Source organism: Serratia sp. NA_13 (genome assembly GCF_052691735.1).
In genome coordinates, this window is record NZ_JBQZFV010000012.1 from 1 (window position 1) to 18,497 (window position 18,497).

At 56.4% G+C, this 18,497-nt stretch carries 15 protein-coding genes and 2 pseudogenes; 16 read left to right on the plus strand and 1 reads right to left on the minus strand.

Annotation, left to right across the window (positions count from 1 at the left end; translation table 11 throughout):
* The first annotated feature begins 58 nt into the window (after positions 1–58).
* The 16 genes and pseudogenes from tli1 (ACUTSU_RS16125) (at position 59) to ACUTSU_RS16200 (ending at position 18,191) form a co-directional block, all read left to right on the plus strand.
* Positions 59–588 (plus strand): annotated as a pseudogene (gene tli1, locus ACUTSU_RS16125) (T6SS immunity phospholipase A1-binding lipoprotein Tli1-KP).
* 59 nt (positions 589–647) lie between these two features.
* Positions 648–1,175: a DUF3304 domain-containing protein gene (locus ACUTSU_RS16130; protein ID WP_445654392.1), complete on the plus strand. Its 528-nt coding sequence runs from the start codon at positions 648–650 to the stop codon at positions 1,173–1,175.
* 59 nt (positions 1,176–1,234) lie between these two features.
* Positions 1,235–1,762: a T6SS immunity phospholipase A1-binding lipoprotein Tli1-KP gene (gene tli1 / locus ACUTSU_RS16135; RefSeq protein ID WP_445654393.1), complete on the plus strand. Its 528-nt coding sequence runs from the start codon at positions 1,235–1,237 to the stop codon at positions 1,760–1,762.
* Complete coding sequence (locus tag ACUTSU_RS16140) at positions 1,750–4,191, plus strand: T6SS phospholipase effector Tle1-like catalytic domain-containing protein (RefSeq protein WP_445654394.1); 2,442 nt, start codon at positions 1,750–1,752, stop codon at positions 4,189–4,191. The genes tli1 (ACUTSU_RS16135) and ACUTSU_RS16140 overlap by 13 nt, the downstream gene beginning before the upstream one ends.
* A gap of 19 nt (positions 4,192–4,210) precedes the next feature.
* A complete protein-coding gene (locus ACUTSU_RS16145; protein ID WP_445654395.1) occupies positions 4,211–4,468 on the plus strand; it encodes a PAAR domain-containing protein in 258 nt (85 codons plus the stop codon).
* Positions 4,465–5,604, plus strand: coding sequence for a hypothetical protein (locus ACUTSU_RS16150; protein WP_445654396.1), 1,140 nt, complete (start codon positions 4,465–4,467; stop codon positions 5,602–5,604). The genes ACUTSU_RS16145 and ACUTSU_RS16150 overlap by 4 nt, the downstream gene beginning before the upstream one ends.
* Positions 5,588–9,025, plus strand: coding sequence for an ImcF-related family protein (locus tag ACUTSU_RS16155; RefSeq protein WP_445654397.1), 3,438 nt, complete (start codon positions 5,588–5,590; stop codon positions 9,023–9,025). The genes ACUTSU_RS16150 and ACUTSU_RS16155 overlap by 17 nt, the downstream gene beginning before the upstream one ends.
* Positions 9,025–10,617 carry a type VI secretion system protein TssA gene (tssA, locus tag ACUTSU_RS16160; RefSeq protein WP_445654398.1) on the plus strand — a complete coding sequence of 531 codons (1,593 nt, stop codon included), beginning with the start codon at positions 9,025–9,027 and terminating at the stop codon, positions 10,615–10,617. The genes ACUTSU_RS16155 and tssA overlap by 1 nt, the downstream gene beginning before the upstream one ends.
* A gap of 27 nt (positions 10,618–10,644) precedes the next feature.
* Positions 10,645–12,399 carry a type VI secretion system baseplate subunit TssF gene (gene tssF, locus ACUTSU_RS16165; protein WP_445654399.1) on the plus strand — a complete coding sequence of 585 codons (1,755 nt, stop codon included), beginning with the start codon at positions 10,645–10,647 and terminating at the stop codon, positions 12,397–12,399.
* Positions 12,363–13,448, plus strand: coding sequence for a type VI secretion system baseplate subunit TssG (gene tssG / locus ACUTSU_RS16170; RefSeq protein WP_445650763.1), 1,086 nt, complete (start codon positions 12,363–12,365; stop codon positions 13,446–13,448). Before tssF ends, tssG begins: the two co-directional genes overlap by 37 nt.
* Positions 13,426–13,971 (plus strand): type VI secretion system lipoprotein TssJ, encoded by a 546-nt coding sequence (gene tssJ / locus ACUTSU_RS16175; protein ID WP_445650764.1) that lies wholly within the window; start codon positions 13,426–13,428, stop codon positions 13,969–13,971. The genes tssG and tssJ overlap by 23 nt, the downstream gene beginning before the upstream one ends.
* Positions 13,971–14,426: a type VI secretion system baseplate subunit TssE gene (gene tssE, locus ACUTSU_RS16180; protein WP_445650765.1), complete on the plus strand. Its 456-nt coding sequence runs from the start codon at positions 13,971–13,973 to the stop codon at positions 14,424–14,426. The genes tssJ and tssE overlap by 1 nt, the downstream gene beginning before the upstream one ends.
* A 14-nt stretch (positions 14,427–14,440) precedes the next feature.
* The gene (locus ACUTSU_RS16185) at positions 14,441–14,911 is read left to right on the plus strand and encodes a hypothetical protein (RefSeq protein WP_445654400.1); all 471 of its coding nucleotides are present in this window, start codon (positions 14,441–14,443) and stop codon (positions 14,909–14,911) included.
* Between the two features lie 121 nt (positions 14,912–15,032).
* A complete protein-coding gene (locus ACUTSU_RS16190; RefSeq protein ID WP_445650767.1) occupies positions 15,033–15,431 on the plus strand; it encodes a YdcA family protein in 399 nt (132 codons plus the stop codon).
* Between the two features lie 77 nt (positions 15,432–15,508).
* Positions 15,509–16,753, plus strand: a complete 1,245-nt coding sequence (locus ACUTSU_RS16195) for a GIY-YIG nuclease family protein (RefSeq protein WP_445654401.1) — start codon at positions 15,509–15,511, stop codon at positions 16,751–16,753.
* A gap of 46 nt (positions 16,754–16,799) precedes the next feature.
* Positions 16,800–18,191, plus strand: coding sequence for a VasL domain-containing protein (locus tag ACUTSU_RS16200; protein ID WP_445651141.1), 1,392 nt, complete (start codon positions 16,800–16,802; stop codon positions 18,189–18,191).
* 32 nt (positions 18,192–18,223) lie between these two features.
* Here the strand turns inward: ACUTSU_RS16200 and ACUTSU_RS16205 are convergent.
* Positions 18,224–18,469, minus strand: a pseudogene (locus tag ACUTSU_RS16205) (Arm DNA-binding domain-containing protein); the annotation flags it as partial.
* Between the last annotated feature and the right edge of the window lie 28 nt (positions 18,470–18,497).

The following is an 18,497-nucleotide window of genomic DNA, read 5'->3' on the forward strand; positions in this document are numbered from 1 at the left end:
TTGTCTCCGGTTGTCGTTTTCCCCCTTAGTTGAGTTCCACGTCTACAAGGAAAGTCAAATGAAACGCTCATTATTAAGCCCGCTGCTGGCGGGTCTGCTGCTGTTAACCGGCTGCTCACAGCCTGTCGCTCAGGCAAGGGGCGGTGGTGGCGGAACAATTAAAGCCATCAACCACACCAAATGGGCGATTAACCACTTCAGTGTTGATAACCAGTCGGGCATCGACATTATTGGCCCGTTCCAGGGCGGCGGTGGCGGCTGCTGCTACAGCGTGCCCGCCCGCTGGACGCCGGGTATGACGGTACGAGTTGACTGGGAAAGTGGGGAAGGAGGGTCAAAAGGCTTTCCCGGGTTTGCTGATACAGAAAAATATCTTGCTTGGGAAAAAAAATGAAGGCCCAGAACCGTCAGCACAGCAAAACTGTCCCGGTGCCTGATTATAACGGCCAGGATGTCTGCGGCATCACGGTGCACTTTTTGCCCTGTGATGAGGTGAAGGTCACAACCAGTTGTTGGTCACCGAGAAATGCTAACTACCCGATTAAAGAGCCCATCAGGATGAAGGAGCCGAAAGACTGTCCGAGATAACTTGTCTCCGGTTGTCGTTTTCCCCCTTAGTTGAGTTCCACGTCTACAAGGAAAGTCAGATGAAACATTCATTATTGAGCCCGCTGTTGGCGGGTCTGCTGCTGTTAACCGGCTGCTCACAGCCTGTCGCTCAGGCAAGGGGCGGAGGTGGCACTATCGACGCCATCAACCACACCCATTGGGCGATTAACCACTTCAGCGTGGATAACCAGTCGGGTATCGACATTATCGGTCCGTTCCAGGGCGGTGGTGGTGGCTGTTGCTACAGCGTGCCCGCTCGGTGGACACCGGGTATGACGGCGCGTATTGACTGGGAAACTGGGATTGGGTATTCAATGGACTTTCCTGGTTATCAGGACAGGAAAAAATATCTTGCTTGGAAAAAAAGCATTGATGCACAAAAACGCCAGCACAGCAAAACCGTCCCGGTTCCCGACTACAACGGCCAGGATACCTGCGGCATTACGGTGCACTTTTTGCCTTGTGATGAGGTAAAGGTGACGACCAGTTGCTACACCTATGGCAGCCCGGCCTACCCGATTAAAGAGCCCATCAGGATGAAGGAGCCGAAAGACTGTCCGAGATAACCTGTCTCCGGTTGTCGTTTTCCCCCTTAGTTGAGTTCCACGTCTACAAGGAAAGTCAGATGAAACGTTCATTATTAAGCCCGCTGCTGGCGGGTCTGTTGCTGTTAACCGGCTGCTCACAACCCGCCGCTCAGGCCAGTGGCGGCGGCGGTACCATTAAGGCCATCAACCACACCAAATGGGCGATTAACCACTTCAGCGTGGACCGTCAGTCGGGTATCGACATTATTGGCCCGTTCCAGGGCGGCGGTGGCGGCTGCTGCTACAGCGTGCCGGCCCGCTGGCAGCCGGGCATGACGGTGCGTATTGACTGGGAAAGTGGGGAGGCATCAACAGAAGGTTTCCCGGGATTTACTGATTACGAAAAATATAAAGCCTGGGAGAAAAAGATGAGTGCTCAGAATCGCCAGCACAGCAAAACCGTCCCGGTTCCTGACTACAACGGCCAGGATACCTGCGGTATTACGGTGCACTTTTTGCCCTGCGATGAAGTGAAGGTGACCACCAGTTGCTGGTCACCGAGAAATGCCAACTACCCGATTAAAGAGCCCATCAGGATGAAGGAGCCAAACGTATGTCCGAGATAAAGGAAACCGATTTAGCCTGGGCGCCACCGCCGTTCCCGCCACAGGGACGCCTGCCGACTCAGGCACTGCAGGTCGGGCAGAGCTGCCATCAGCAGAACAGCGCCGAACGGCTCTACCGCCAGGAACTGTGCCTGGCTGCCGGACGGCGCGTGGAGCCGCCGTGCTGCAAAACGCTGCATATTAGTCTGTTTTTCGACGGTACCGGCAATAACCTGAACAATGACCTGCTCCTGTCTGACCCGAAGCATCCGACCAATATCGCGCGTCTGTTTCGTGCCACTATCGGGACCGGCACTGCGGGTGGAGTGCCAACAGACGGCCAGAGCACGTTGCTAGATGATGCGGAAGACGGCGAGGGGAAATATTTTAAGTTCTATATGCCCGGTGTGGGTACTCCGTTCCCGGAAGTGAACGACCCAGACTATTCCACTCTGGGGCTGGTGGGTGCAACTAAGGGCGAGGAGCGTATTAACTGGGGGCTGCTGCGCATTATTGATGTACTGAAGTTCACCGCCACTGAAAAATGGTTGACTACCGCGGAGAGTCGTCAGTCCATCGGCAAAATGGGTACCAGTTGGAACCGCCTGTGGTTTGGCGGCAGCCACAACCGTTATGAAGAGTTCAGCCGCTTACTGAATGAGTTAGCCCCGCAGTTGAAACCATTAATTACCCAGCCGGAGCCGGGAAAACCCAAGCTGTTAGGCATCAAGCTGTATGTTTACGGCTTTTCTCGCGGTGCAGCGGCGGCGCGCGCCTTTGTACGCTGGCTGAGCGAACTGTTGCCGCCACCGGCGGCGGAAGGTGAGAACCCCCCGCAGTGCCTGCAGATTGGTGAGCTGCAGTTGCCCCTCAGCGTGGAGTTTCTCGGGCTGCTGGATACCGTGGCCTCGGTCGGGGTGGCGCACGTGGCGCCGATTGCCGAGGGGCATATGGGCTGGGCGGACGATACGATGGAGCTGCCGAGTGATGAAACCTATGGCGGGTTGATAAAAAAATGCGTGCATCTGGTCTCCGGCCACGAGCAGCGGCTCTGCTTCCCGCTGGACTCGGTGCGCCGGGGGAACGGCAAGTACCCACCTTATGCCACCGAGGTGGTGTATCCAGGGATGCATTCGGATATCGGTGGTGGTTATCCGCCGGGAGATCAGGGGAAGGCGAATGGTGAGGATGATGCTTTATTGCTGTCACAAATCTCCTTGCATGATATGTATGCTTCAGCCTTTTCCTCTGGTGCGCCATTAAAAGTGCCCGTGGAAGCATTACCTGATGACAAGAAGACGGACAACTGGCGGTTGATGCCTTTAGATTCTTTAAAAGAATTTCTAATTCACGGAGATCTAGTCCAGCGCTTCAACGCCTGGCGCGAGCTCACCCTTAATCTGACTACTCCGGCCGACATCAGCCCAGATGAGGCGGCCAACTACGATCCGCCGCGCGCCAGCGGCAGTCTGGAAACCGTCGTCGTAAACCAGATTGCCTGGATCACCGCCTGGCGTATTGATCGCTATGCCAAAGGGACGCTGGTGGAACAGCGGTTCTACAAAGCTGCCACGGATAAGGAAGCGTTGCCCGCTGTACGCAAGGCTGCTGAAGAGGTACGAGATAAAAAGCAGCAAGAGGTTATCAAGGCACGTCAGGAGCAGATGGCAAATCAACCCGCCGACCAGATGGACGATCTGGTGCTGCATCCAGGCATCAAGGATTTCGACCCGGATATGGCGCAGACCCAGCTGTTTGAAGCGGCGAAGGAGTTTGGCAAGGACTACCACGACGGCTACCGCATCCCGGAAAATCTGGCGCAGGTGGTGCTGGACACCGTACTGCAACCGATGATCTTTGTCCTCAATACCGATGATGAACCGCATGAATACCGGCGGATTAAAACCGACGGAGATGCCCGCGTGGCTACCCTGTTCCCCGCCGCCGGAGAGGCCAGCAACGCGGAGCAGCCCGCCGGGTTGGTCAGGGCATTGTTCGACGACCAGGTGCACGACTCGCGTGCCTGGTTTATGCACGCCGCGCTCAGCTCGCGCGAGATGTGGGGCGGCTACTTCCGCTACCGCATGATTTACTTCAGCGACCAATGCAATAAGTCGCTCTCGCCGCTGGTGATTGCCGGCAACCTGGTGGGGTTTGCCACCCTCACCACGGGGGTGGTTCTGAGTTTCAAACAGAAAAGCCTGAGCGGCAAACTGGCCGGCCTGGCCGCCACCGGTGCGGTGCGTTCGCTGCAGGTCGAGGTGCTGGACAGGCTCACCGGCCTGCCGCTGCCCGAGCTGCCGGGGGGCGAACAGCTCAGAGCCTTTACCACCGAGCCAGGTGTGGTAGTTGCCCTACAGAAAGCCGCAGTGGCGGAACAGCAACTGACGCGGGCGAAATCGGCCATGCCGGCCAGTTGGCTTGAGCAGGTACAGGCGGCCATCGCTTAAGTCCAGGGAAGGGAATCTGATGAATAAAGTCATTCGCCAGGGGGATACGCTGCGGGAACATGGCGGCAGGGTGCTGGGCGGGCACTATCAGTGTTTTAGTCAGGGATTTGCCTGCAAGGGCGACCCGGTGAGCTGTAATAAGCACGGCATGACCACCATCGCCGAAGGCAGTTCAAGGACCCGGATCGATGGCCAGCCGGTTGCGCTGCACGGCCACCGTTGCGCCTGTGGCTGCACGCTGGTCAGTTCCTTCCCGGATTGCGGTATTGACCAGTGAGGCCGGTTCCTGACTATCCCGGCTATAAAACGGCCCGCCCGCCGCTCGCCGCTCGCTGGCTGTCGGCCGCGGCACTGCTGGTGCTGCTCGGTGGCGGCATCAGCGCACTGCTGCCGTCTGCACAGGGGAGAACCTCGCCGATCGCGGTCGGTATCCTGCTGTCACTGGTGCTGGCGGGTACGGGTTGGCTTATCCGCCTGCTGTACTACCGCGTCAGCGTGCATAACACCGCTTTCTACCATCAACGGGTGGCGTATGAACAGCAGCGGTGGTGGGCACAGCATCGCCAAACGTTCGCATTAAAAGAGGTGGTATTGCTGGGGCCCGCCGGTGGGCGCTCAACCGACTGGCTGCGCCTGCTTAAACGTGAACATCGCCAGCCGGAGGAAAAAAAAGAAGGCGGCGGCCGGGCGCTGCGCCTGCCGCAGATTTCGGCGGTGGATGCCGCTGGGCGTGAAAAGCGGCTGGCTGAACTGCTGGTTATTGAGTGGCAAAAGCAGCATGGCGATAAAATGTTTACTTCGCCGCAGTGCTGTTACTGGCAGGGTACAGACGCGGGTTGGCAGGCGTTCAGCGCGCAGATGGCCGCTATCTTCCCGGCGTGCTCTTTGCCGCCGCGCCCTGAACCCTGGCAAGGGGAAGCCAGCCTTGCGGCGATAGCGAGCGGGCTGGCAGCGGCTAAAACGGATGACGTTATACTGATCGCGGGTTGCCGGTCGGTCGTCGCAGCGCCCGGTACACCGCGTCCCGCCGGGGAGGCCGCCGTGCTGTGGCTGGCCGGGCAGGATGGCCCGGTGCAACTGGCGCGTGGCGAAGTCTTCTCCGCGGAGGCGGGGGATGCACTTCCCGCCGTTTGCGCCCGTGCGCTGGTGCAGAGTGAGCTGAGCTCCCCTCCCGAAGCCTGCCCGATGTTCGCCTTGCCAGAGTTGGATGGGCTGGCGCACAGCGGCTGGGACGTCAGCCAGCATCAACAGGATGCCAACTGGGGCGATATCGGTGATATGGCCGCCTTGACCGTGATATCGCTGGCGGTCATTTACGCCGCGCACCACCAACAACCGTGTGGCTGGATTGCCCGCGACCCGATGAACACCCTCGCACTTGGAATCGTAAAACCTGATGGACAACGTCAATAAACCTGCTGCCCTCTCAGTGGCAGCCACGGCCACCGTCTGTATTGCCGTGGTCACCTTGCTGGTGCTGCTGGGCGGGCTGGCATGGTGGCTGTGGGGGACCGACCGCGCAACGGAATGGGAGGCGCTGCGCCCACTTATCGCCGCCTGTTTTATCGTCTGGGGAGTGGCGCTAAGCCTGTTGGTACTGGGGTTTATGGCCTTCCGCCTGCTGATTAAGGACAAGGTCAGTCCACCGGTATCCCGCCAACGTCAACCGGCACCAGAAAGCCAACGTGAAGCGATTTACGCGCCGCTGAAAAATCACCTGTTCCGCCGTTATAAGCTGTTCTGGCACCGAAAAGTCCGCCTCCTGTTAGTCGTCGGCGACGAGGCCACAATTGAACAACTGGTGCCCGGTCTGCAAGCCGGCCAGTGGCTTGAAGGTGAGCGTACCGTTCTGATCTACGGCGGCAGTCTGACGGCTGAAGTAGATACAGAAAAATATACCGCGCTGCGCAAACTCCGCCGTGGCCGCCCACTGGACGGCATTGTCCGGGTGCTGGGGGAAGGTGAGATCCTCACACCGCAGATGAGTGACAACGATCTGCGCGGGCTGGAGAAAATCGGCGAAGCGCTGCGCTATTCTGCCCCTGTCTGGCTGTGGCAGCTGTGCGGCAGTGAATGGTCGCAGGCAGGGCGTAAATCGCAGTCTGTCGGTATCACGCTGCCACTGCGGGCGATGCCGGAGGCGGTGGCGACACAACTCGATAAGCTGCTGCCGCAACTGCGTGAACAGGGCATGTCGCAGATTGCCGAACAGCGCCAGTATGATTTTCTGCTGCGCCTTGCTCAGCAGCTTGAGCAGGGGGAAAGCAAACGCTGGATGTCCCGCTTGACACCCTGGCTGTACGGTTATCAACAACGTATCCCGCTGCGGGGGCTGATGTTCAGCCCGGTCAATAAACCCGGCTCCCCGAGTGAAGAAGCAGGCAAAAACGTGGCGGAAAGCGCCATTCCGGCTGCGCATAAACATGCCCTGACGTTTCCGGCAACCTGGCAAGGGGTGACGGAAGACTGCACGCGTGTGCGTGGCCGCCGTGTCGGTATGGCCTGGGAGCAGACGCTGGCATGGGGCATTATGGCTGTGCTCGGCATCTGGGGGGCGGGGCTGCTGCTCTCTTTTTCCCTGAACTATAGTCAGATTTCCTCTGTAGCGAACAAAGTCCGTTCTCTGGTCGAGCATCCCTCCGTTTCTGACTCTCAACTGACTGCTCTGCACGACCTGCGTAACGATGCCGGTCGTCTGCAACATCATGTTCAGGGCGGTTCACCGTGGTATCAACGTTTTGGCCTCGATCATAATCCGCAACTGTTGAGCGCGATGCTCCCGTGGTATGGCGTGGCGAACAACCGCCTGATCCGTGACCCGGCCAATGCTGCCCTGATGCAGAAACTGACTGCTCTGACAAACTCGGCACCTAACAGTGACCAGCGCACGCAATTGGCTAAACCCGGTTATGACCAGCTGAAAGCCTGGCTGATGATGGCGCGTCCGGACAAAGCCGATGGTGCGTTCTATGCCCAGACCATGAAGGACGTTCAACCGTCCAGGACCGGCATATCCACCGGTCTGTGGCGGAGTCTTTCTCCGGACCTATGGGCATTCTACATAAATGAGTTGCCGCCGCAGCCGCAGTGGAAAATCACTCCGGATGCGCAACTGGTCAGCCAAAGCCGCCAGGTGCTGTTGCAGCAGATTGGTCGCCGTAATGCGGAGGGAACCCTCTACGAAAACATGCTCAAATCGGTGCGCCGTAACTTTGCCGATGTGTCTCTGGAGGACATGACCAGTGGTACCGATGCGCGGCGACTGTTCACCACCGATGACGTGGTGCCGGGGATGTTTACCCGTCAGGCGTGGGAAGGGGGGATTCAGCAGGCCATCGAGAAAGCGGCGAACTCGCGGCGGGATGAGATTGACTGGGTACTGAGCGACAGTCGCAAGACCGTTTCTGCCGACCTCTCCCCGGAAGCGCTTAAAGCGCGTCTGACGCAGCGTTACTTCACTGATTTTGCCGGCAGCTGGTTGAACTTCCTCAACAGCCTGCGGCTGAATCCGGCGCACAACATTGCGGATGTGATTGACCAACTGACACTGATGAGCGATGTGCGTCAGTCGCCGATGATCGCGTTAATGAATACGTTGGCCTGGCAGGGACAAGCTGGCGAGCTGCGCGAAGGGCTGTCGGATTCCATCATCAAGTCGGCAAAAGATCTTATCGGCAAAAACGATCGGCCGGTTATCGACCAAAAAGCGGCGGGCCAGCAGGGGCCGTTGGATGACACCTTCGGGCCGTTACTGACACTGATGGGGAAAAACCAAGCCAGCAACGTGATGTCGGCGGACAGCACGCTGAGCCTGCAAACCTACCTCACCCGTATCACCCGTGTGCGTCTGCGCCTGCAACAGGTGGCGAGTGCTAACGATCCGCAGGAGATGATGCAGACCCTGGCGCAGACGGTATTCCAGGGCAAAAGCGTTGATCTGACCGATACCCAGCAGTACGGCAGCCTGGTGGCGGCCAGCCTGGGTGAGGAGTGGAGCGGCTTTGGCAACACCCTGTTTGTGCAGCCGCTGACGCAGGCCTGGGAAACCGTACTGCAACCGTCTGCAGCCAGCCTGAACGACCGCTGGAGCCGTTCAGTGGTAGCAAACTGGCATACCGCCTTTGAGGGGCGCTTCCCGTTTGCCGCGAGCAAAAGCGACGCTTCCCTGCCGATGCTGGCGGAGTTTATCCGCAAGGACACCGGGCGTATTGACCGTTTCCTGACCGCTGAACTCAGCGGCGTATTGCAAAAAGAAGGCAGTCGGTGGGTGCCGAACCGTACTAACAGCCAGGGGTTGACGTTTAACCCGGCATTTCTGAAAGCGTTAAACCAATTGAGTCAGCTATCCGACATTCTGTTTACCGACGGCAGCCAGGGCATCAGCTTCGAATTACAGGCCCGCCCGGTACCACAGGTGGTGGAAACCCAGCTAACGATTGACGGGCAGCAGTTGCATTACTTCAACCAGATGGCCGACTGGCAGTCCTTCCGCTGGCCAGGGGATACCTTCAAGCCCGGTGCCATGCTGACCTGGACTTCAACCAGCGCCGGAACGCGTCTGTTCGGGGATTACAGCGGTACCTGGGGCTTCATTCGCTGGCTGGAACAGGGCAAGCGAAAACAGCTTGACCACAGCCAGTGGATGATGAGTTTTACCGCCCCGGATGGTCGCACGTTGCAGTGGGTTCTGCGCTCCCAACTTGGCAAAGGGCCGCTGGCGTTACTGGATTTGCGCGGTTTTAGTCTGCCGGAAAAAATATTCAGCGTGGATGCCGAGGCGACGGCTCAGGCACTGAGTCGTTCTGATAACCTAGCCATGGATGGAATGAAATAATGGCCACATTACAAAACCTACTTCAGGTCTGTGGTGCAGATGAAAAGATCTCACTGGTTCAGGCCAGGGCACGCAGTGCTGACTGGGAACGCTGGCTGGTACCTATTAATGGCAATGAACCGACTGGGGAGGATCCGGGCTATGACGATGATTTCCAGCGCATCCGCGAGGAGGTCAATAAACTTTCGGGCATTGATACAGGCCTGATTTGCGAGTTGGCGGAAAAGCTGTTGACCGGCACCTGCAAGGATCTGCGTGTCATCACCTTCTACGTTTGGGCGCGTCTGCATCAGGATGGCGAGTCCGGGCTTGCTCAGGGGCTTGAACTGCTGGCTGCAATGCTGGCGCAGTTCGGAACCCGATTGCATCCTAGGCGTGAGCGCAGCCGTAAATCTGCCCTGGAGTGGCTTGGCAGTAACCGTGTGACAGACAGCCTGTCTTTGTACCCGGAAGTGGATATGTCCGTCATGCAACGCATCACGGCTGCGCTGTTACTTGCAGAGCAGACACTCCAAACGTTTGCTGAGGACGCGCGTCCAGATTTGGCAGGACTGTATCAGGCGCTGGATAACCGGCTGGTGCAAAGCGGTGGCGCCAACAGTCTGGTGCCGCAAACCAGTCGTGAAGAAAACGCTACTAGGGTGCCGGCATTATCGGCGCCGGTGATGAACGCAGTCACGTCAGGACGCGATTTGCTCGATCAGGCCAAAGTGCTGGCGAAATATCTCCGCGATCAGCCCGGTGGTTGGCTGGCCGGGCATCATCTGCTGAAAAGTGTGCGCTGGGACACGTTGACGGAGTTACCGCCGCTGGACGCCTCCGGGCGTACCCGGCTGGTCCCCCCCAAGCCAGATAACAGGGCACATCTCAAACGTCTGTACCTGCAAAAAAGCTGGTCTGAACTGTTGGAGCATACGGATACCCTGCTGGCACAGGGGGTTAACCATCTGTGGCTGGATGTGCAGTGGTACGCCTGGCAGGCATTGGTAAAGCTGGATAACGACAGCGTGCGTGCCGATATCCTTTGCCGTGACCTGGAAGGGCTGCTGGCTCGCCTTCCAGGATTGGAAGTGCTGGCCTTCAATGACGGCACGCCTTTCGCCGATGAAGTGACCCTGAACTGGATTAAAGAAAACGTGCTTGATGCTATGCCGGGATGGAAAGATGAGCCGGTGACGGCAACGGCGAGCAACAGTGATGATGTACTGATGCTGGAGCCTGAGGTCCTGGCAAAAGCAGACAGTGAAGGCATTGAAGCCGCGCTCAGTTGGTTGCAGGTTCAGCCGGGTTACACCTCTTCCCGCGATCGATGGCTGATGCGCTTACTGATGGCTCGGGTGAGCGAGCAGTACGGTAAAAACGAAATGGCACTGCATTTGTTGGGTGAACTCGACGGCAGTGCCCGAGAACTGACGCTTGAACAATGGGTGCCAAAGCTAATGTTTGAGGTCAAAGCCCGCAGACTCAAGCTGCTGCGTGGCAAGGCCGGGCGCAGTGAGGCGGATAAAACCCGTCTGCAGCCTGAGATGGAATCACTGCTTTCCGGGCTTATTTCTCTCGATCCGGCACGCGCCGCAGTGCTGTGTGGTTAACTCACCGAACAAAAAGATGATGACTCTATGGACGACTTAACCCTGCGTTATTACGACGCCGAAATGCGCTACCTGCTGGAAGCCGGTGAAGAGTTTGCCCGCGCTCATCCTGAGCAGGCGGCGATGCTGAATCTTGATAAAGCGGGCGCGCGCGACCCCTATGTGGAGCGCCTGTTTGAAGGCTTTGCCTTCCTGATGGGCCGTCTTCGTGAAAAGCTCGATGACGACCTGCCTGAACTGACAGAAGGGCTGGTCAGCCTGTTGTGGCCGCATTACCTGCGCACCATTCCGTCCATGTCGGTGGTGGAGTTCACCCCCGACTGGCGTGAAATGAAAGAGCAGATGCGTATTGTCAAAGGTTTCGAGGTGAACTCGCGGCCGATCGGTGAGAAGGGCACGCGCTGCCGGTACACCACCACCAAAGAGATAACCTTTCAGCCGCTGTCGCTGGAGCACGTTCGCCTGTCGACTGACCCTGACGGGCGGTCGGTCATCAGCCTGCGCTTTAATTGTAGCCATCTTGCAGACTGGAGCCGTATGGATCTCAGCCAGATCCCGTTCTACTTCAACGCTGACGCACCGCTGGCCTGCGCCATGCACGAAGCCTTTACCATGAACGCTGCGCGTCTGTGGCTGCGGATGCCGGGTGACGTGGACAGAAGACCGCTCGACGGGTATTTCGCCGCGCTGGGGTTTGGAGATGATGACGGGCTGTGGCCGAAGGGTGACAGCAGTTTCAGCGGCTACCAGCTGCTGCTGGAGTATTTCACCTTCCGCGAGAAGTTCATGTTCACGGGCCTACGCGGGCTGGAGACCGTGGTCTTTCCGGCCGAGCTCCCATGGTTTGAAATCGACGTGGTGCTGGCGGAACGCTGGGAGCATGACTTCAGCTTTACCGAAAAGCATCTGCGTCTGAACTGTGTACCGGTGATTAACCTGTTCCCGCTGGAATCCGATCCGCTGACGCTCAATTCTCTGCAAACCGAATACATGCTGCGTCCGATGCGCGTCCAGGATGGTCATACCGAGATTTACGCGGTGGATTCGGTGATGTCATCGAGCCAGCATACCTACGTCCCGTTCTCGAGCTTTCGCCACAAAGGCGGAATGATGCGCCATGAAGCGCCGGAGTATTACTACCACACCCGCGTGCGCCGCGGCCCGTCCGGGCTGCATAACACCTGGCTTATCCTCGGCGGCGAAGCCTTTGACAATCACACGGTGCCGGAAGATGAAAGCCTGTCGCTGACGCTCACCGGTACCAATGGCCAGTTACCGCGCCGCGCACTGCAGAGCACGGTGCTCGATACGGTGATGAAAACCACCTCGACCAGCATAGCCGTACGTAATCTGTGTGCCCCTACGCTTCCCTGTTACCCGCCGGCTCAGGACCGGTTTCACTGGCGCGTGCTGAGCCACCTCGGTAGCGGTTTTCTCTCGATGATGGATAATGCCGATGTGCTGCGTGGCACGCTGGCGCTGTATGAGTGGACGGACAGTGAGATGAACCGCCGCCGTCTGGAGGCGATTATCGACGTGAAGCACAGCGAAACGGAGCGTTTTGAGCAGGGCTACCTGGTGCGCGGCGTACAGATTGAAGTGACACTGGACAGCCACGGTTTTGCCGGACGGGGCGATATCTGCCTGTTTGGCGAGATGCTAAGCCGCTTCTTCGCCCTCTATACCGATATTTACCTGTTTAACCGCCTGATTATTATTCTGCAACCAACCGGAGAGCGTCTGGAATGGGAAGAGAAGCACGACCGCCGCATTCCCGGCTGACCCCACGGCTGGAAGCCGACCTTCACCGGATAAACTTTTACCGTTTATGTCAACTGCTGGAGAAGCGTAATCCGGGCAGGCCGCTGATGGGGTCGACCAGCCATCCCGCTGATGACCCGGTGCGCTTTGCGCCGCATCCGGGGATGGGGTTTCCCGCCAGCGAACTGAAGGCCGTTGAATACGATGAGGATGATGACAGCAGGCCACCGCTCATCCGCACAACCTTTATGGGGATGTACGGCGTCGACTCACCCTTGCCAACGGCCTATCTCGATGACATCACCCAGCGCCGGGAAGGGCACGAGGCGCTGCAAGGGTTTCTCGATATCTTCAGCCACCGCATCCTGACACAGTTTTATCGCATCTGGCGAAAATATTCCTACCCGGCCACATTTGAACCCGGTGGCACCGACTGCATCTCACAGTCGCTGCTGGGCCTGGTGGGGCTGGGCATACCAGGCACAGCAGAGCATATTGCCACCCCGGTATCCCGCTTTCTGGCTCTGCTGGGAGTGTTGCAGCAACCGTGTAAAACCCAGGAGGGGATGCAGGCGCTGGTGAGCTTGCTGGCACCGGACACTGTGGTGCTGGTCAGTCCGTACTGTCTGCGGCCGGTGGAAGTCAGTCAGCCGCTGGGTTTTTACGGGGATGAGGATTTTCTGCTGGATGGCAACACGGCGCTTGGCGACGAGGCGATGGATGCCAACAGCCAGTTGCTGATTGCGCTTTCAACGGATAACGAGCGGGAAGCGCAGGGCTGGAAGCCGGATGGCCTGCTGTACCAGGATCTCCTGGTGATGCTGCGGGTGTACCTCGGCTGGCGATTCAAGGCCAAAATCACTCTGACCACCGCCACTCGTCTGCTGGCTGCGCCACCGCTCGGCGAAGCTCCCTTCTGGCTCGGCATGAACGGCGTATTGGGTGTGGAAGACGAAGCTCTCCCGGAGGATATTCCACAGACCTTTACGACCGAACTGGGTTACTACGCCGGGCTGGAGCCTGCGACACCACAACAAGGAAACCGACGTGTTACGTACAAGTTTAACTAAAACAGCGCGCTGGCTGTTACCCCTGCTGGCATTCAGCCTGGTGGGTTGCGGGGTGACGCAGGGCATCACCGATGGCACCAAATCGGCATTTAACACCGTGTTCTACAAAAAGATTAAGGTGCTGCACCTGGATTTCACCGCGCGTGAGGCGCTGAATACCGATTCGCGCGAGAGCAACTCGCTGTCTGAGCCGGTGGTGGTCCGTGTCTACCAGCTGAAAGACCGCAAAACCTTCGATAAAACAGTCTACCAACAGTTGCTGAAAGACGGGGAGACCATTCTGAAAGCTGACCTGCTGGCGAGCCGTGATGTGGTGGTGAAGCCGGGGGGGGATGCGAACCTGAATATGCCGATGGAAGCCGATGCACAGTTTGTGGCGGTGGTGGGGCTGTTCCGTCACCCGGATATGGTCAACAACACCTGGAAGCTGGTGATAGGGCGCGAAGACCTTGACCCGGATAAACCGCGCATTCTGGAAGCCGGTAACAATCATCTGACGCTGCAACCTCTCAAGGACAACTGATGCCCCAGGGACATAACACGCCTTCGCTGTATGAAATGCTGACCGGAAATTTTACCGGTGGCCTCGACCTTCATCAGGTCAGCGAGCAGAACCAGGTGATTCTGTCGGTGCTCGACAACATGCAGCGCATTCTTAACTGCCGTGCGGGAACGCTGGCGCATCTGCCGGATTATGGCCTGCCCGATATGACCAGAATCCTGCAGGGCATGCCGGGAACGGCCCATGAGTTGATGGGTACCCTGTCTGCTGTTCTGCTCAAATATGAGCCACGCCTGAAAAAAATAACGGTTGTCCTGCTGGAGCAGCACGTTCCCGGTGAACTGCGCTATGCCATTGATGCTGAGCTTAAGGGCATTGGCCTTGTGCGTTACGGCACCGAGTTTATGCCCGAGGGACGAGTGATGCTGAGACACCTGAAGCAACAGCAGTATATCGATACCACAACCCGTCTGTAAGGCCAGATAGCATCATGTCAGTAAAATCACAGTTTCTCGAAAAATTGCAGACCAGACAGTCTGCTCCGGCTTCATCTGTCAGCAAGACTCAGGCTGATATTGCAGAGTTTCGCCTGCGAATGACACAGCTTCAGGAACAGATGGACGCGTGGCTGGTGGGTACCGGACTGAATGTGGAGACGCTCAGTACACCCGTTACGGACCTGCTGGTTGAGGGGGGAGCATTTGAGATTGCGACCCTCGTTCTGCGTATCGACGACCGGTCAGTAAAATTTGTGCCGGCATTCCTTTATGGTCAGGGTGTAACCGGGTGTGTGGAGGCGACCTTCCATAATGGAGGACTCGTGACGCCACTGGGGCGATTATTTATGCGGTCTGGAACGGTGAACAAGTGGACCTTTACTCCGCCTGGTGCTTTATCCTCCTCTGGGCAGGGTTTTGATGAGAGCACATTTTTTGGTTTGATTCTGGCGCTCCTTCCATAGCTCAGCCGGAATGAGTAATAGTTTGTTTGCCTGTCTGTCATTGCATAATTACCTGGCGAAACAGTTAATGGCTGATGGAGAACAGAGCCACAAAATAACGAATTAAATTACGGATATGGAAATGAGAAAATTAATCTTCCTTCTGGTCTCAGGAATTCTTTTTACGGCACAGGCTGATGCTGCGCGAGGAAGGCAGCCCTGCTCAGGTTCAAAAGGCGGTATAGCGCACTGCACATCGGATGGACGCTTTGTCTGTAATGACGGGAGTCTGAGTCAGTCGAAACGATTCTGCTCCGGATATGTTTCCTCAGAAACCAGCAATCCGGTAAAACCGTCTACGTCCTCCCGCAAAGCGCAGACGAAAAAAGTGCCAACAGCGAAAAAGCAGAAACCGCAACGCGTTGCAGAAAACGACGAACCGGTCAGCACGCAACCCCGACAGCCAACATGCGCTCCCCTCTATATGGTCAACAAGCCCGGATACACCCATTTACCGATTTGCTCAGAGAACCAGTATTAATCGGATATGGCAAAGATTCCCTGCCCGTTGTAAAGATTAAATAGTCAGGATTAAAAGAAGAAAGGAAAAAATAAAACATGGCACGAAGAAAAAAAGATGACAATGCTGCGGGTATTATTCTGGTTATTATTGGCGTAATTGCCTGGGGTATTTATGTTGCAGTAAGAGCATTAATTAATCTTAATGAGCGATTTATTGAATCTGTGTCGAATCCGGCAGGAATACTCGGTCTGTTCTTTGGTTTACTGATAGCCGTTGCGCTGATAATACGGGTTTTCATTTACCGGGGCTTTCGGAAGAAAACAGCAGAGCTCGGACAGGCCGCTTCGGATCTGGCACAGAAAGAGAAAGCCTTTGAAGAAACCGTCAATACTGAAGTAGCTCGAGGTCTGTATCAGGAAAAGAAACAGCTTTCGGGTCAGTGGGATGACTTTCACAATGCCAGAAATAAAGCCTCCCGGGCACTGCAGCGTATTGTGGACTCGGCATATAAATTCAAAGTCAAAACACTGCTTTCCGGTACCACGGTAAATAATTGGCAAAGCAAGTACGACCAACTCAGGAAGGAGAGAGACGCTTACGTGGCCATCAGCGAAAAAATCACCTTTCTGGAACTTGACGATAATGCCGACTGGGAAGGCGTAAAACAGCAGTTTCTGGATAAGGTTGCTCTGCTGGAAAAAGCGCAGGAAGAAAAGGAATATCAGGCTGAGCTCAAGCGTCAGATGCGGGAAGAAAAACAGCGTCAGGATGAACTGGAGCAGCAGCAGCGAGAAGCGGAAGAGGAGGAACAACGCCTTGCGGAGCAGCAGCGCTTACTGGAAGAAGCCCTGCTCGCCGCTGAAGGTGCTCACAGAGAAGAGCTGGAACGACAGCGCCTGGAGCTGGAGCAGAAAATCCAAGACGTGCATCAGCAGTATGAACGCGCCAAATCCATGGCCCAGCTCACCAGACAGGGACATGTGTATGTGATTTCGAATATCGGCTCTTTCGGTGAAAACGTCTTCAAAATCGGTATGACCCGACGACTGGAGCCTATGGAGCGTGTGAAAGAACTGAGCGGGGCAGCCGTGCCGTTTGATTTTGACGTCCACGCCATGATTTCCTGCGATGACGCTCCTGCGCTTGAAAAGACACTGCATGACCATCTGGAAAGTTACCGGATTAACCGAATCAACCTGCGCAAGGAGTTTTTCCGGGTCGAGCTCAGCAGAATTATTGATGAGGTGGAGCGTCACCACGGGCAGGTTGAATATATTGCTGACCCTGTGGCGCTACAGTATCTGCAGAGTCTCGAATATGCAGAAAGCGAAGCCGCATAAACAATCACTTTCAATAGCTCCTTATATGTCAAATGGATATCTGGTCATGAATGACATTCCCTCCCGTAAAATCAAAACCGGCGGCGACCCGCGCACGCTGCCGGATTATGCTGCCCTGCGCGATGAGCTGAGCAAGCTGTCACATCCGGCACGTCCGGATGTGAACTGGCGTTATGCCGAAAAACTCTGCCTCTCGCTGTTTGAACAAAATGGCGTGGAGCTGCAGACAGCGGCATGGTACACGCTGGCCCGCACGCAACTTGCCGGATTATTCGGTCTCAATGAAGGGCTGGCGATACTGGAAGCCCTGATAAGCCATCAGTGGGGGGTACTCTGGCCGCAGCCGGTACACGCCCGTATGGAAATCCTCAGCGCTCTGAGCCAGCGTATACAACAGCTGATGCGTACTCTCCCACTGAATTACAGTGACCTCAGCCAGCTTTATCGTGCAGAACAGCAGCTTGCCAGCCTGGGGGCGATATTACAGCGCTTGGAGCTCAAACATCTGAGTCAGTTCGATACCTTGCGTACCCTGATGCATAACAGTGCTGTTCGTCTGGAAAACAGTGACGGCGCATCGGGTTCCGGCGTTGTTATTCAGCCCGGAATCGTGCCGTCTGCTGCGACAATGAATGACTTGGGAATATCATCTGAAGCCCACTCAGGTATCCCGATTGCAGAGAAAGATGCACCGGCCAGCCCAGTGAAGTGGGTGTATGTAACGCAACCAGAACACCAGGCGAATGTGGAAGTACTGGCAGCTGTGCCAGCTCCGGAAAAAAAGTGGCATTTCTTCGCCGCCGGGATGTGTTCCATGCTGGTGACAAGTTTGGCAACGGTGTGGGGTTGGCATGTCTTGCACCGACCTGACCCGTTACAGACTCAGTTTGCTGCATCTCTGGCACCGTTACCCGCAATACTCACACCTGAACAGTTGGATATGTTGCGTCAGCAATCCCTGTCATCACAAACAGTGATAGCGCAAACACAACAGCAGCTTGCCCGACTGGATAAATTACCTCCTGACTGGAATATTGCCTACAGTCGGCAGCTTCTGGAACAGGCTCAGTTGCTGTGGCCGGAACAGACTAAACCTCTGGTACAACAATGGCAGCGGCAGTTGAACGCTGCTGGCATACCTGCAGAGAACCTGAATGGCTGGCATCAAGGGATGACGAAGCTACAGCAACTGAGTAACCGGCTGAGCGGGCTGGATGAGCAGAAGGGTAAATACATGACGGTCAGTGAGCTCAAGTCCGTGGTATTTTCCACCATGCAGTCATTTAATCAATCCATACCGGCTGAAGAGCAACTGCGGGCATTATCACAAAATCCTGCTGGAGAACCTTTACCTGCCGCTCTCAGGGCTCAACTGGAGATGCATCTGAAGCAACTGACTACCCGATATGCTGAAATAAAACAGAATGCATCAAAATAAAAACGGTGCTAGTTATGCAGCCAGTTCTGGATACCTGCGACTAATTGTTCGCGCATAGTTCTGGCAAGTTTTCCGGCTTCGGCGATACCGATCTCGGGGTAAATACCTAGCCCTGCGTTACGACGCTTTTGTGTTTGAGGGCTTATAAAACGGAGTACCCATTTTCCGCGCCCCCGTTTTGAGGATGGGTGAAGCGCCAGGCCAGTTACGCTTCCGTGAGGGATAGGTTTGTCGTCCAGTTTGATATTTTTTGCTTTGGTATCGGTGATTACAGCCATGGGCTTTCCTCGAAATCCAGTAGGCCAT